The organism is Mesorhizobium sp. BH1-1-5, assembly GCF_020165615.1.
Lineage (GTDB): Bacteria > Pseudomonadota > Alphaproteobacteria > Rhizobiales > Rhizobiaceae > Mesorhizobium.
The window spans coordinates 56,553-70,128 of sequence record NZ_JAIUIM010000005.1; the positions used below are offsets into that span (position 1 = coordinate 56,553).

Here is a 13,576-nt window from a genome sequence, read left to right on the forward strand (position 1 = left end):
GATGACCGGCGAGCGCGCCCCGATGCTCGAAGCGTGCGGTCTGTCGAAGCGCTATGGCGAGACCGTGGCGCTGTCGAACGTCGATCTGGCTTTCCAGCCAGGCTCGGTCCACGCCATCCTCGGCGAGAACGGCTGCGGCAAGAGCACGCTGGTCAAATTGCTTTCGGGGATCGTCGCGCCCTCCTCCGGGAGTATCCGCATGCTTGGCCGGCCGGTCACCGGTTCCAATCCGGCGCGCATCCAGCAACTCGGCCTGGCGACCGTCTTCCAGGAGGTGCTGCTCGCCCCCGAGCGCTCGGTGGCCGACAACATCGTGCTCGGCACCGGCTCGGCTTTCGGCTGGCGCGCCAGCCGCTCGGCGCGTCACGGCATCGCGGCGGCGGCTCTCTCGCGGATCACCAGCCTGCCGATCGATCTCGATGCGCCGGCCGGGTCGCTGTCGCTGGCGGTGGGCCAATTGGTCGTGCTTGCGCGGGCCCTGGTCCGCCGCCCAAAAGTCCTTGTGCTTGACGAGGTCACCGCCGCGCTCGATCTCGGCGACCGCAACGCGGTGTTCGAGATGATCGAGGACCATGCCCGGGCGGGCGGGCTGGTGCTGTTCATCTCGCACCGGATGGACGAGGTGATGCGTCTGGCCCATCGGGTCACCGTGCTGCGCAATGGGCAACTGATCGATACGCTGGAAACCGCGTCGGTCTCCGCCGAGCGGCTGCTGCAATTGATGGCGCCCGCCGCCGCCAGGGAGCTCGATCATGCCGTCTGAGCCGGCCCTGCGTGTGGAAGGCGTATCGCTTGCTCACAACTTGCCAGGGCTGGACGAACTCGTCCATGCGGGAGAGATCGTCGGCCTCGCCGGTCTCGACGGACATGGCCAGGACGCCTTCCTCGAAACGCTTGCCGGCTTGCGTGCGCCGGTCGGCGGTCGCGTCCTTGTCCGTCATGGCAGCGCCGGCTATGTCGAAATCGACGATTTCCGACACGCGACACGGCTGGGCATCGCTTATCTTGCCCGTGACCGCAGAGCCAATGGCATCTTCCCCTCGCTGTCGATCCTCGACAATTTCAGCATGGTGACGCTGGGGCGCGATCGTCGCTTCGGATTGATCAGCACGCGCGCCAGGCGTGAGCGCTTCGAGCGCTACCGCGAGCGGCTGTCGATCGTCGCGCCCGGCGGCAACAAGCCGATCACCGCCCTTTCGGGCGGCAATCAGCAGAAGGTGCTGCTGGCGCGCTGGCTGGCGCGCGAGCCGAGGATCCTTCTCCTCAACGACCCCACTCGCGGTGTCGATCAGCGGACCCGTGAAACGCTCTACCAGGCCTTCCGCGATCTCGCGCGACAGGAAGGCATGGCGCTCGTCGTGTTGTCCTCGGAACTCGAGGAAATCTTCCGCCTCTGCGACCGGCTTCTGGTGTTCCGCGAGCAGAGCCTCGTCGCTACCTTTTCGGGGGCCGATATGAACAGCAGCACAGTGATCGCGGCAATGTTCGGGCGCGTCGCATGACAGCCGCCGCACCAATTGCGGGCAGCACGCCAGCGCGATCCCATGGCATCGGAGCGCTCCTGGCCGGTCGTCGGGAGTCGGCGCCGGCCCTGGTCATCCTTGTCGTTCTGCTTATCGTCGACCTGTGGTTGAACCGCGCCTGGATGCTGCCCGGCTCGTGGGGCACGGTCATTGGCCTGGCCGGCCCGACGATGGCGGCCGCCATCGCCTCCATGCCGTCGATCATGGCCGGACGCGGCGGCATCGACGTGTCGATCGGTCCGTTGATGGGGTTCATCAACATCATCCTCATCAAGGTATTGGCGGGCGATCTGGGCATCGACCAACCCTGGGTGCTGGTGCCGGTCGCCCTTGCGATCGGCGCGCTTGTCGGGCTGCTCAACGGACTGCTCTCGGCGGTGCTTCGCATCCAGCCGATCGTGGCCACGCTCGGCACCTATCTGGTGCTCAGCGGTGTGACGCTGAGCCTTCTGCCTGCGCCGGAGGGCGCGGCACCCGCCTGGCTGAAGACCCTTGCCGGCCCCTACTCCATCGTTCCGCTCGCCGGCATGGCGGCAATCTGGCTGCTGGCGAAGCGCCTGACCGTCTATGATTGGCTGATGGCGTGCGGCAGCGACGACCGTGCCTGCTTCACCGCCGGCGTTCCCGTGACCGGCGTGCGTGTCTTCGCCTACACGCTCGGCGGCCTTTTTGCCGGCGCCGGAGGGCTTTTGCTCAGCGCGCTGCTCGGCTCGGCCGACCCCAATGTCGGTCCCACCTTCACGCTGGTCGCCATCTCCGGCGTGGCGCTCGGCGGCGTGAGCCTCGCTGGAGGGCGCGGCGGCTTCGCGGCCGCGGCGTTGGGCGCGGCGGTGATTTTCCTGCTGCAGAGCACGCTCACCTATTTCAACGTCTCGAGCTTCCTGCTGCATACGCTCTACGGCGTCATCCTGGTCGCATCCGTGTCGTTGAACGCGCTGACCGGCCGCATCGCGGGAGGATCGAGATGAACGTCCTTTCCGGCCTCGACGCCAACACCCGCCGCACCCTTGGCGCCATTGCCATGGCTCTGGTGCTGCTCCTCCTCGGCTCGCTGGCGATCGAGGGTTTCGGCGCACCGTTCGCCATCCGCTCGATGCTCGTTCTGGCGACATTCATAGCCGTGGCGTCCATCGGCCAGACACTGGTTGTCCTGCTTGGCGGAATCGACCTGTCGATCCCCTTCGTCATCGGCTTCGCCAATGTCGTTGCCGCCTCGCTTTATGGCGACGGGATGGCGTTCTGGCTGGTCTGCTTCGTCGTGGCGTTGCTGTCGATGGCCATCGGAGCCCTCAACGGCGCGCTGTCCGCTTTCCTGAGGATCCATCCGTTGATCGTGACGCTCGGCGTCGGCACGACGGTACAGGGCATCGTACTGATGTGGACGGGCGGGCTGCCGACCGGCTCGGCTCCAGCCTATCTGAGCGAGTTCGTGTCGATCGGCGGAACGATCGGCCCACTGCCCGTCCCATGGGTCGTGCCGTGCTTCGCGGTGATGGCGATCTTTGTCCACGTGATGCTTGCGCGCACGCCATTCGGCCGGCAGGTCTATGCGCTCGGCAGCAACCCGACGGCAGCGCCGCTGGCGCTGATCGATCCGCATCGGATCGTCATCGTCAGCTACGCGCTGAGCGCCCTGTTCGCCGCGCTCGCGGGCATCCTGCTGCTTGGCTTCACCGGCTCGGCCTATGGCGATGTCGGCCAACCTTACCTGTTCCAGACCATTGCCGCGGTGGTGATCGGCGGCACCGCGCTCGTCGGCGGGCGCGGCAGCCTGGTCGGCACGATTGCCGGCTCGGCGGTGCTGATCGAGCTCAACACGTTCCTGATTGGTCTCGGGCTCGCGCCCTCCACGGTACAGGCCGCGCTGGGGATCGTCATTCTCGCACTGGTCTCGATCTACGGCCGCGAAGCCCATGTCCGCACGCTGATCTGAGCGCGACCGCTCGAGCGTGGCTGGCGCGCCGCCCGATCAGCCGCAACTGGTTTGCGTCGGGCGAGACTCATTTCACCAGTTGCGGCAAATCCTTGAGGAACGCCGCTCGCGTCGCGAGGCCCTTCGGCTGGTCGGTGCGCTTGGCATCGACGACCAGCCTAGCAAAGACGATGCGGCGGCCGTCCTTCGCGGCCCAGCCAACGAACCAGCCGAGCGAGCGCTTGCCGTCCTGGCCAAGCTTCGTGCTGCCCGTCTTGCCTTGCACCGTCCAGTCCCCCGCCGCGAAGGTCGGCAGGATCGCCTGGGTCATCTCATGCGCCTTCGCCGATACCGGCATCTTGCCGGCAAGCAGCTGACGCAGGAAGGCCGTCTGCTCGACCGGCGATATTTCGAGCGAGGAATTGATCCAGGATTGCGTCAGCCCGTTGTCCTTGCCGGCGTCGCCCGAGACGTCCTTGTTGCCATAGCCGAATTTCGACACATAGGAGGCGAACTTCTCCGCCCCGAGACGCCGCGTGATCTCGCGCGAATACCAGACGATGGAATCGCGCTCCCAGATCGTCGGATCGACGGTCTTCTGGTCACGCTTGGCCGCCTTGAAGTCCGGCTTGTAGTCCCAGCTCGGCGTGTGCTGGTCGCTCAATATGCCGGCATCGTAGCCGATCAGCGCGAGCGGCACCTTGAATGTCGATGCCGGGCTGACGCGCTGGTCGCAGACGCCGTCCTGGTAAAGTGTCGCGCCGCTTTGTGAATCCTGGATGAGCGTGCAGTGGATGTCGTCGAGCGGCGCCGATTGCGCCCGCACCGGCAGGCCCAGCATCCAGGCCAGAAGGAAAAGGACGATGGCGAAAATGAAGGGATAGCGGTCCATCTGGCGCATGGCGAAGTCACTCCGGAATGAGATTACGGGAGCGGCTTAGCGAGGCGGCTTGTCTCGATTTTGTCTCAAATTCGCAGTGTTTGTGCAGCTTCGCGTTAACCCTACCGGATCGTTAAATCCGGGTCGCGCGTGACGGCCAAAGCGATCAGATTTCGGGCTCGCGGTGCCTTTTGCCGATCTGCCAGTAGCGCCAGGGCATGAACCAGGCATAGCGCGCCGCAAGCGTCTCCGGCACGCGGTCGATGCCATGCGTTCCGAACGGCCCGCAACGCAAGATTCGGAACAGCCCCATCCACCCGCCGGCCCACAGGCCGTGGCGGGCGATCGCCTCATACGCATATTCGGAGCAGGTCGGCAGGTGCCGGCAGCTGTTGCCGACGAAGCCTGAGAGCGTCAGTTGATAGAGGCGCACGAGCGACGTGCCCAGGATGCGCCCGGGCGTTTTGCGCCATGGCCCCGGCCAGTTGCGCCCGTGCTGCGCCGGCCGGACGCCACGTGTATGCCCGTGATGGTCGCCCATCGCTCCACAGCCTGTTTCACTGCGCGATAGATGTGGGCTTCGGCGCCGAAACGCAATGCCCTCACGGTCTGGAACGGTGCGCTGCATGGCTGCCGTTCCATGGGCGATGATGGGAGGGAAGATCGCGACAGTTATGGTGGCCGCCGCGCACGACTTCGCCGTGCCATTGGAAGGTCGCTATCCGTATCACATCGCTGAAAATGGCCAGGAACTCGTTCATGGCAGGTCTCCTTTGAAACGGATTAGACTGCCGCTGGCCTTCCTCCTCAAACGGGTATAATTTCCGCATCGGATAACTTGAGGTTATGCGAAATGAAGCGAGGACGGCTGCCGCTGACGGCGCTCAGGAGCTTCGAGACGGCTGGCCGGCATTTGAGCTTCAGCCGGGCGGCCGAGGAACTTTATGTCTCGCAGGCTGCGATCAGCCGGCAGATACGCGAGTTGGAGACCTTCCTTGGAAGACCGCTGTTTGTTCGCCTCCATCGCCGCGTCGAACTGACGGATGCGGGACAAAGGCTGCTCGACCGATTGGTCAGAAGCTTCGACGAGATCGACCGCGTGCTTTCCGAGCTGACGGCCTCGCCGGCGCAATCGGTGGTCCGCATCAGCGTCGAGCCGTCGCTGGCAGCCGTATGGCTGGTGCCGCGGCTCAACCGCTTTCGCCAATTGCGACCCGACATCGACGTGTCCCTCGAAGTCGATCCACGGCCGATCGAGTTCCGCAGCGATCAGCCCGAGCTCGCCTTGCGTTTCAGCGCGCACGCCACCTCATGGCCGCGCACAGAGGCCGAGCGCCTGGCCTCGACCGTCGATTCTCCGGTTCTGTCGCCGGCGCTGCTGGCCTCTGGCCCTCCCCTGGAAAAGCCGATCGACCTTCGCCATTACACGCTGCTGCATGAGGAAAACCGCCAGGGTTGGGCACGCTGGTTCCAGGCGGCCGGCGTGCCCGCCGACGCGGTTCCCGCGCGTGGCCCGATGCTGGCCGACATCTCGCTTTCGAAACAGGCGGCACTCCTCGGCCATGGCGTGGCGCTCGGCGACCTCCTGCAGATCGGCGAGGAGCTCGCGTCAGGCACTTTGATCAAACCGTTCGATATCGATGTCGCTTCCGGCGCCTACTGGCTGGTGGCCAGGAGCTTGGCGGACCTGCCGGAACCCGCTAGGGCGTTCGCCGACTGGGTCCGAAGCGAGTTCGCCGTGACCCGGGGAGCGGACTAGCCGCTACCTTCAAGCCGCCTGTCCGGCGCGCTTCTTCTCGATTTGGCCGATCGCATCGACCACCGCGTCGAAGGTCAGCATGGTCGAGGCATGGCGCGCCTTGTAGTCGCGCACCGGTTCCAGATATTTGAGGTCGGCGAAGCGGCCTTCCGGCGGGGCGCCGTTCTCCTTGAGCATCTTCAGCATGGTTTCGCGCACGGCGCGCAATTCGTCGGCGCTGGCGCCAACCACATGCTGGGCCATGATCGACGACGAGGCCTGGCCGAGCGCGCAGGCCTTCACGTCATGGGCGAAATCGGTCACCACGTCGCCGTCCATCTTGAGGTCGACGGTGACGGTCGAGCCGCACAATTTGGAATGCGCCCTGGCCGTCGCGTCGGCATCGTCGAGCCGGCCGATCCGCCCTATGTTTCCGGCGAAGCCGAGAATTTTCGCATTGTAGACGTCGTCGATCATATTTTTCCAATCCGTCGCCGCCCAGCGAACAGGCTTTGCCGCTCTCGCGTCTTCCTTTCGCTTTGCTGGAACCATATATAATGGTGGCAGTCGGGCATCGACAAGGCGAAGACAAGCCATTGTCCCTGCTCCAATGTTCACGCCGCTTGCGGGATGGAAATGGGCGATTTTCACCCAAAAGGTCGTGGTCCGTTCAACTCGTCCCACCTTTGAGTGGGACTACGGGAGACGCCTTTATGGATGCCGTCATCAAGAAAATCATGCCCCCGTCCGATTATATGGAAAAGCCTGTCACCGACCGGCCGACCGAGGCCGAGGTCGAAGCCGCCGTGCGCACGCTCTTGCGCTGGACGGGCGACAACCCCGAGCGCGAGGGTCTGATCGATACGCCCAAGCGTGTCACCAAAGCCTTCCGCGAAATGTTCAATGGCTATGACATGTGCCCGGCCGACGAGCTTGGTCGCACCTTCGAGGAAGTCGCCGGTTATGACGATCTCGTCATCGTCAAGGACATAAAGTTCCATTCGCATTGCGAGCACCACATGGTGCCGATCATCGGCAAGGCGCATGTCGGCTATCTGCCGGACGGCAAGGTCGTCGGCCTGTCGAAGATCGCGCGCGTCGTCGACATCTTCGCGCATCGCCTGCAGACGCAGGAAGCGATGACCGCGCAGATCGCCGGCGTCATTCAGGACGTGCTCAACCCGCGCGGCGTCGCCGTCATGCTCGAGGCCGAGCATATGTGCATGGCCATGCGCGGCATCCGCAAGCAGGGCTCGACCACGCTGACCTCGACCTTCACCGGCGTCTTCAAGGATACGCCCGAAGAGCAGGTCCGCTTCGTCACCATGGTGCGCGCCGGCGGCTGATTTGCCGGCCCTCGCCGGCCCAAACACATAAGGACCGGCGATGTCGGCACTAAAATTTCCGAAAGCCTCATCAGACAAGAAAGCGCTGGAGGAAGGTTCTGTCCTTTCTCCGCGCTTCGATGCCGCGGGCCTCGTCACCGTCGTCGTCACCGATGCCGGCGACGGCATGCTGTTGATGGTCGCGCATATGAATGCCGAGGCGCTGGCGCTGACGCTGGAGACCGGCATCGCCCATTACTGGTCGCGCTCGCGCAACGCGCTGTGGAAGAAGGGGGAGACGTCCGGCAATTTCCAGCACGTCGTCGAGATGCGCACGGATTGTGACCAGGACGCTATATGGTTGCGCGTCAAAGTGTTGGGCCACGACGCAACCTGTCACACCGGCAGACGTTCCTGCTTTTATCGGACGGTGGGGCTGAACGACGGCAAGGCGACGCTTGCCGACGACGGCAGCAGGCCGCTGTTCGATGCGGACCAAACGTATCGGAAGCCTCTGTGAACCGTTCAATATTCACAAACCACTCATATTCACTATTCTCGAACGTCCTTGTGGTACAAGGGATATGGGACATGGGAGATCGTGATGCTCGAATGGGCGTCATTGCGCAGCAAACCTGACGTTCGGGAGGCCAACGGCCCCGCATCGTCCGGCGGCGTGCCCGATCCGAAGCCAGGCAGGAAAGCAGGCATCTCGCTGGCGCTCGGCGGCGGCTGCGCCCGTGGTTGGGCCCATATCGGCGTGCTGCGCGCGCTCGACGAGGCCGGCATCGAAGTATCCATGATCGCCGGCACCTCGGTTGGCGCGCTGGTCGGCGGCTGCTACCTGGCCGGCAAGCTCGACGAATTGGAGGAATTCGCCAGAAGCCTGACCAAAAGGCGCATCTTCGGCCTTCTCGATCTCAACCTGCGCGGCAGCGGCCTGTTCGGCGGCATGAAGCTCGACCAGCGCCTGCGCGAGCACCTCGACGGCGCCCGCTTCGAGGACCTGTCGAAGCCTTTCGTCGCCGTCGCTTCCGAAATCCGTACCGGCCATGAGATCTGGCTGTCGAGCGGCTCGCTCGTCACCGCTATGCGCGCCTCCTATGCTCTGCCGGGCGTCTTCGAGCCGGTTGCCTGCAACGGCCGCATGCTGGTCGACGGCGCGCTGGTCAATCCGGTGCCGGTCTCGGTCTGCCGCGCCTACGAGCAGCCGCTCGTCGTGGCGGTCAACCTGCACTACGACCTGTTCGGTCGCGCCGCCGTCATCAAGCACAGCGCCGGCGAGCTTCTCGTCGAAAACGACGCGCCGCGATCTGGCCAGGTCAATCCCCAGTCGCACCAGACGCGCCTCGGCATCACCGGCGTCATGGTCGAGGCCTTCAACATCATCCAGGACCGGATCTCGCGCGCCAGGCTGGCCGGCGATCCGCCGGATATGTCGCTACAGCCCAAGCTCAGCCATATCGGCCTGACGGAATTCCACCGCGCCGACGAGGCGATCAGCCTCGGTTATCAGGCGACGAAGTCGCAGATCAGCGAACTAACCCGGCTGCAGTCCGTTCTGGTCTGAATTCCCGATATTGTTGCTAGGCCAGTGCCGCATCGCTGATGCGGAACTGCACTGTGCGGTTGCCGTTCCAGTAATTGCCCGACAGCGAGCCGGCGACGTGCACGGTCCTGCCGCGGTTCTTGAACAGGAATTCGCCCAGATCCGTATCCACGGCACGAAAGGCGATAGCCTGAAGCTTGCCACCACTCTGCGACTGCAGGTCCACGCGGATGTGGTTGGTGCCGACCGCCCGCGCATCGGCGAGCTTGTGACGGGGCAGCACGAAGACCGGCGCTATATGCCCGGCGCCGAACGGGCCGGCTTTCTCCAGCACATCGAGCAGCTGGAGTGTGGCGCCCTCGGCGGCCAAGGCACCGTCGATCGCCAGGCTTTCCTCGTTCTGCAGCCGGAACACGTCGGCCGCGGCGCGTTCCTCGAAGAAGGCGCGCAGTTCGCCGAGCTTGGCGCGTTCGACGGTGATGCCGGCGGCCATCGCGTGGCCGCCGCCTTTGACGATCAGCCCGGCCTCGGCCGCCTCGCGGACCAGCCGGCCGAGATCGAAGCCGGTCACCGAACGTCCCGAGCCGGTGCCGATGCCGGTCGAATTGAAGGCGATGGCGAAGGCCGGCCGGCGCGCATAATCCTTGAGCCGCGAAGCGATCAGCCCGACGATGCCCGGATGCCAGGTGTTGCTGGCGGTGACGATGATTGCCGGGCCGCTGCCGCCGGCAAGCTCCGCATCGGCCTCCGCGCGCGCCTGCGCTAGCATCTCCTGCTCCATTTGCTGCCGTTCCTGGTTCAGCCGGTCGAGCGTCTCGGCGATGCTTGCCGCCTCGACGGGATCGTCGGTGGCCAAAAGCCGACTGCCGAGCGCGGCATCGCCGATGCGGCCGCCGGCATTGATGCGCGGGCCGATCAGGAAGGAGAGATGGAAGGTGTTGATCGGCTCGCCGATGCGCGAAACCCGCGCCAGCGCCGCCAGCCCCTCATTCTTCTGCTGGCGCGCCACCTGCAGCCCCTTGACCACGAAGGCGCGGTTGACCCCGGTGAGCGGCACCACGTCGCAGACCGTTGCCAGCGCCACCAGATCGAGCATTGAAAGCAGATCGACCGGCGCCGCATTCGGCAGCCTTTCGCGCAGCACCTTGGCGGTCTGGACAAGGCACAGGAAAACGACGCCGGCGGCGCACAGATGTCCCTGCCCCGACAGGTCGTCCTCGCGATTGGGATTGACGACAGCTTCCGCCGCCGGCAGCGGGCCGCCGACCTGGTGATGGTCGAGCACCACGACATCGGCACCGGCTTCTCTGGCCGCGTCGACCGAGGGTGCGCTGTTGGTGCCGCAATCGACGGTGACGATCAGCTTCGCGCCGCGCGAGATCAGCTCCCGCATCGCTTCCGGATTGGGCCCGTAGCCTTCGAAGATGCGGTCCGGGATATAGATTTCCGACGGCACTGAAAAATGCGTGAGAAAGCGCTTGATAAGCGCCGACGAGGCCGCGCCGTCGACATCGTAGTCGCCGAAGATCGCCACTTTTTCATGGGCGACGACCGCGTCGGCCAGCCGCGCCGCCGCTTTCTCCATATCGGTCAGCGATGCCGGATTTGGCAGAAGCTCGCGAATGGTCGGGTCGAGGAAGCGCTCGGTCTGCTCGACGCCGACGCCGCGCCCGGCAAGCACCCGCGCCACGATGTCGGGCACGCCATGGCCCTGGGCGATGGCCAAGGCGGCCATGTCCTGCCGCTCAGTCAGCCGGTGTTCCCAGGAAACACCCGTCGCCGACTGCCTGACATCGAGGAAGAGGCGCTTTTCGCCGCTCAACTACGCTTTCCGCTTTTCAGCCTGGCGGCGGAGCCATTCGTCCGCCGCATCACCCATGGTCTTTTCCGTATCATCCTTGAGCCAGGCCATGAAAGGGCGGTCGAACCGGAATGCACTGCCGCATTCGTGCGTGAGAAAGCGGCGCACATTCTGGGTGTTGCGATAGGATTTGGTGATTGGAGTGGTGCGCGAAATCGGATCCGCGTGCCAATCGAACGCCTTCATCGTCAGATCCCTGCCGCCAGCATCGGCGACAGGGATGGCTAACAATTGCGATCCGGCGCTGCAAGCAGGTTTAAAATTTATCCAGATCCTGGTGGCGCGCCTTGATCTCGCGCACCGTGCGCGAGGACGAGCGCAGCACGATGGTGTGGGTGGTGATGAAGGTGCGGCCGAACTTCACTCCGTCGAGCAAATTGCCGTCGGTGACGCCGGTCGCCGCGAACAGCACGTCGCCGCCGCCATGTCCTGGGCGCGGTAGACGCGCTTCGGATCGGAAATGCCCATCTTCTGCGCCCGCGCCACCTTCTCCGGCGTGTCGAGGATCAGCCGGCCCAGCATCTGCCCGCCGGTGCAGCGCAGTGCAGCCGCCGCCAGCACGCCCTCCGGCGCGCCGCCGGTGCCGAGATAGATGTCGATGCCGGTCTCGTCCGGATCGGTGGTGTGGATGACGCCGGCGACATCGCCGTCGCCGATCAGCCGGATGGCAGCGCCCGTGGCGCGCACGGCGTCGATCAGCTTGGCGTGACGCGGCCGGTCGAGGATGCAGGCGGTGATGTCGGAAACGGCCACGCCCTTGGCCTTGGCCAGATTGGCAATATTTTCGGCCGGCGAGGCGTCGATGTCGATCAGGCCTTCCGCATAGCCGGGACCGATGGCGATCTTGTCCATATAGACGTCCGGAGCGAACAGCAGGCTGCCCTTCTCGGCAATGGCGATCACGGCCAGCGCGTTGGGCAGGTTCTTGGCGCAAATCGTCGTGCCTTCGAGCGGATCGAGCGCGATGTCGACGGCCGGGCCTTTGCCGCTGCCGACCTCCTCGCCGATATAGAGCATCGGCGCCTCGTCGCGCTCGCCCTCGCCTATCACCACCGTGCCCTTGATCGCCAGCCGGTTGAGCTCCTGGCGCATGGCGTCGACCGCGGCCTGGTCGGCGGCCTTCTCATCGCCACGCCCGCGCAGCCTGGCGGCCGCGACGGCGGCCCGCTCGGTGACGCGCACGACCTCCATGGTCAGGATCCGGTCGAGGCCGGCGGCAATGTTCTGGGCTATATTCATGAACAGGCTTTCCTCGTGAAACTCAGCCTCCCGCCAGAGGCGCGCTTCTTCTGGCAAAGCTCCATGACAACGGCAAGACTTGCCCCGTCAATTTTTGAAACGACAGCAAAATCAATCGATTGAAGGCGGAATACGACCGAGCGTGGCTCCCGAAAATGGGATCCGGTTTCGGGCGGAAGACATGCGTCGATCAAACAGGCTCTATTCGGCCCGCTCGATGCGGATCACCTGTGGCTTATCGGTCAGGTGACCGTCCTTGGTGATGCCTTCGACAGCCTTGCGCACCGCTGCTTCCGTCGTCTCGTGGGTGACGAGGATGACTGTCTTCTGAGCCTGCGTTTCCGCGCCGGCCGCCTGCTGTACGATCGATTCCAGCGAGATGTCGTTGTCGGCCATGCGCTTGGCGATGGCTGCGAAGACACCGGTGCGGTCATGCACGGTAAGGCGGATGAAGTAGCCGCCGGCATGGCTGCGCATCCGCGCCTTCTTGTAGGGCTTCAGCTCCTTCGCCGGCCAGCCGAACACCGGCGCGTGCTGGAAGCCCGGCCGGCTCTTGGCGATGTCGGCAATGTCGCCGACGACCGCCGAAGCGGTGGCATTGCCGCCCGCGCCCGGACCCGAGAGCAGGAGCTCGCCCAGGATATCGGTCTCGATCGCCACCGCGTTGATGACGCCATGCACCTGCGCGATGACCGAGGCCGTCGGCACCATGGTAGGATGGACACGCTGCTCTATACCGCTGTCGGTGCGCTGCGCGACGCCGAGCAGCTTGATGCGGTAGCCGAGATCGCCCGCCGCGCGGATGTCGGCCTGGGTGATGTTGGAGATGCCTTCCATATAGATGTCGCCGGCGGCGATCTTAGTCCCGAAGGCAAGGCTGGTCAGGATCGACAGCTTGTGCGCCGTGTCGTGGCCCTCGATGTCGAAGGTCGGATCGGCCTCGGCGTAGCCGAGCCGCTGCGCGTCCTTCAGGCAGGCGTCGAAGGAGATGCCTTCGGCTTCCATGCGGGTCAGGATGTAGTTGCAGGTGCCGTTGAGGATGCCGAAGACACGCGTCACCGCGTTGCCGGCCATCGCCTCGCGCATCGTCTTGATGACCGGGATGCCGCCGGCCACCGCCGCCTCGTAGTTGAGCAGCACGCCCTTCTTCTCGGCGATCTCGGCAAGCGCCACGCCATGCTTGGCAAGCAGCGCCTTGTTGGCGGTCACCACATGGCGGCCAGCCTCGAGCGCCGCCTTCACCGACTGCCGGGCCGGCCCCTCGTCGCCGCCGATCAGCTCGACGAAGACATCGATATCGGCCTTCTCGGCCAGCTTGACCGGGTCGTCGAACCATTTCGCGGCGCTGAGGTCGATGCCGCGGTCGCGCTTTTGATCGCGCGCCGAAACGGCCGTCACGACGATGTCGCGGCCGCATTGGCGGGTAAGCTCGGCCGCCTTGTCGCGCAGCACGCGCGCCACCGAGGCGCCAACCGTGCCAAGGCCAGCAATTCCAACACGCAACGCTTCAGCCATGTCCGGCGACGCCCCTCAAGGATTGGTCGATGTG

Annotated in this window: 15 protein-coding genes and 1 pseudogene; 8 read left to right on the forward strand and 8 right to left on the reverse strand. The window is 65.1% G+C overall.

Annotated elements, in window-relative coordinates:
• The first annotated feature begins 1 nt into the window (after position 1).
• Genes LB572_RS08260 through LB572_RS08275 form a run of 4 tightly spaced genes read left to right on the forward strand, consistent with a single transcriptional unit; the run spans position 2 to position 3,456 of the window.
• The gene (locus tag LB572_RS08260; RefSeq protein ID WP_224667381.1) at positions 2–763 is read left to right on the forward strand and encodes an ATP-binding cassette domain-containing protein; all 762 of its coding nucleotides are present in this window, start codon (positions 2–4) and stop codon (positions 761–763) included.
• The gene (locus tag LB572_RS08265; RefSeq protein ID WP_224667382.1) at positions 753–1,502 is read left to right on the forward strand and encodes an ATP-binding cassette domain-containing protein; all 750 of its coding nucleotides are present in this window, start codon (positions 753–755) and stop codon (positions 1,500–1,502) included. Before LB572_RS08260 ends, LB572_RS08265 begins: the two co-directional genes overlap by 11 nt.
• Complete coding sequence (locus LB572_RS08270) at positions 1,499–2,491, forward strand: ABC transporter permease (RefSeq protein WP_224667383.1); 993 nt, start codon at positions 1,499–1,501, stop codon at positions 2,489–2,491. Before LB572_RS08265 ends, LB572_RS08270 begins: the two co-directional genes overlap by 4 nt.
• The gene (locus LB572_RS08275; RefSeq protein WP_224667384.1) at positions 2,488–3,456 is read left to right on the forward strand and encodes an ABC transporter permease; all 969 of its coding nucleotides are present in this window, start codon (positions 2,488–2,490) and stop codon (positions 3,454–3,456) included. Before LB572_RS08270 ends, LB572_RS08275 begins: the two co-directional genes overlap by 4 nt.
• A gap of 67 nt (positions 3,457–3,523) precedes the next feature.
• Here the strand turns inward: LB572_RS08275 and blaOXA are convergent, their stop codons facing one another.
• The 3 genes from blaOXA to LB572_RS08290 form a co-directional block, all read right to left on the reverse strand.
• Positions 3,524–4,336 carry a class D beta-lactamase gene (gene blaOXA / locus LB572_RS08280; protein WP_224667385.1) on the reverse strand — a complete coding sequence of 271 codons (813 nt, stop codon included), beginning with the start codon at positions 4,334–4,336 and terminating at the stop codon, positions 3,524–3,526.
• A 145-nt stretch (positions 4,337–4,481) separates the two neighbouring features.
• The gene (gene yidD / locus LB572_RS08285; RefSeq protein WP_224667386.1) at positions 4,482–4,856 is read right to left on the reverse strand and encodes a membrane protein insertion efficiency factor YidD; all 375 of its coding nucleotides are present in this window, start codon (positions 4,854–4,856) and stop codon (positions 4,482–4,484) included.
• A gap of 61 nt (positions 4,857–4,917) precedes the next feature.
• On the reverse strand, positions 4,918–5,076 hold the full coding sequence (locus LB572_RS08290) for a hypothetical protein (protein ID WP_224667387.1): 159 nt from the start codon (positions 5,074–5,076) through the stop codon (positions 4,918–4,920).
• A gap of 92 nt (positions 5,077–5,168) precedes the next feature.
• Between LB572_RS08290 and LB572_RS08295 the strand changes: the two genes are divergently transcribed.
• Entirely contained in the window at positions 5,169–6,074 is a 906-nt protein-coding gene (locus tag LB572_RS08295; RefSeq protein WP_224667388.1) for a LysR substrate-binding domain-containing protein, read from the forward strand.
• A 9-nt stretch (positions 6,075–6,083) separates the two neighbouring features.
• On the opposite strand, the gene LB572_RS08300 is transcribed toward LB572_RS08295, so the two are convergent.
• Positions 6,084–6,530, reverse strand: a complete 447-nt coding sequence (locus LB572_RS08300; RefSeq protein ID WP_040981567.1) for an iron-sulfur cluster assembly scaffold protein — start codon at positions 6,528–6,530, stop codon at positions 6,084–6,086.
• A gap of 236 nt (positions 6,531–6,766) precedes the next feature.
• Between LB572_RS08300 and folE the strand changes: the two genes are divergently transcribed.
• The 3 genes from folE to LB572_RS08315 all read left to right on the forward strand — a co-directional run bounded on the left by folE (position 6,767) and on the right by LB572_RS08315 (position 8,948).
• Complete coding sequence (folE, locus tag LB572_RS08305; protein ID WP_140807701.1) at positions 6,767–7,399, forward strand: GTP cyclohydrolase I FolE; 633 nt, start codon at positions 6,767–6,769, stop codon at positions 7,397–7,399.
• Between the two features lie 40 nt (positions 7,400–7,439).
• Positions 7,440–7,898 carry a phosphoribosyl-AMP cyclohydrolase gene (gene hisI, locus LB572_RS08310; protein ID WP_140807702.1) on the forward strand — a complete coding sequence of 153 codons (459 nt, stop codon included), beginning with the start codon at positions 7,440–7,442 and terminating at the stop codon, positions 7,896–7,898.
• 84 nt (positions 7,899–7,982) lie between these two features.
• Entirely contained in the window at positions 7,983–8,948 is a 966-nt protein-coding gene (locus LB572_RS08315) for a patatin family protein (protein WP_140807703.1), read from the forward strand.
• Between the two features lie 16 nt (positions 8,949–8,964).
• Here the strand turns inward: LB572_RS08315 and recJ are convergent, their stop codons facing one another.
• The 4 genes and pseudogenes from recJ to LB572_RS08335 form a co-directional block, all read right to left on the reverse strand.
• Positions 8,965–10,749 (reverse strand): single-stranded-DNA-specific exonuclease RecJ, encoded by a 1,785-nt coding sequence (recJ, locus tag LB572_RS08320; protein ID WP_224667389.1) that lies wholly within the window; start codon positions 10,747–10,749, stop codon positions 8,965–8,967.
• Positions 10,750–10,974 carry a DUF6434 domain-containing protein gene (locus LB572_RS08325; protein ID WP_224667390.1) on the reverse strand — a complete coding sequence of 75 codons (225 nt, stop codon included), beginning with the start codon at positions 10,972–10,974 and terminating at the stop codon, positions 10,750–10,752. It abuts the gene before it with no gap.
• Between the two features lie 70 nt (positions 10,975–11,044).
• A pseudogene (gene glpX, locus LB572_RS08330) lies at positions 11,045–12,027 on the reverse strand (class II fructose-bisphosphatase).
• A gap of 201 nt (positions 12,028–12,228) precedes the next feature.
• Positions 12,229–13,542 carry a homoserine dehydrogenase gene (locus LB572_RS08335; RefSeq protein WP_140807707.1) on the reverse strand — a complete coding sequence of 438 codons (1,314 nt, stop codon included), beginning with the start codon at positions 13,540–13,542 and terminating at the stop codon, positions 12,229–12,231.
• Positions 13,543–13,576: the final 34 nt, after the last annotated feature.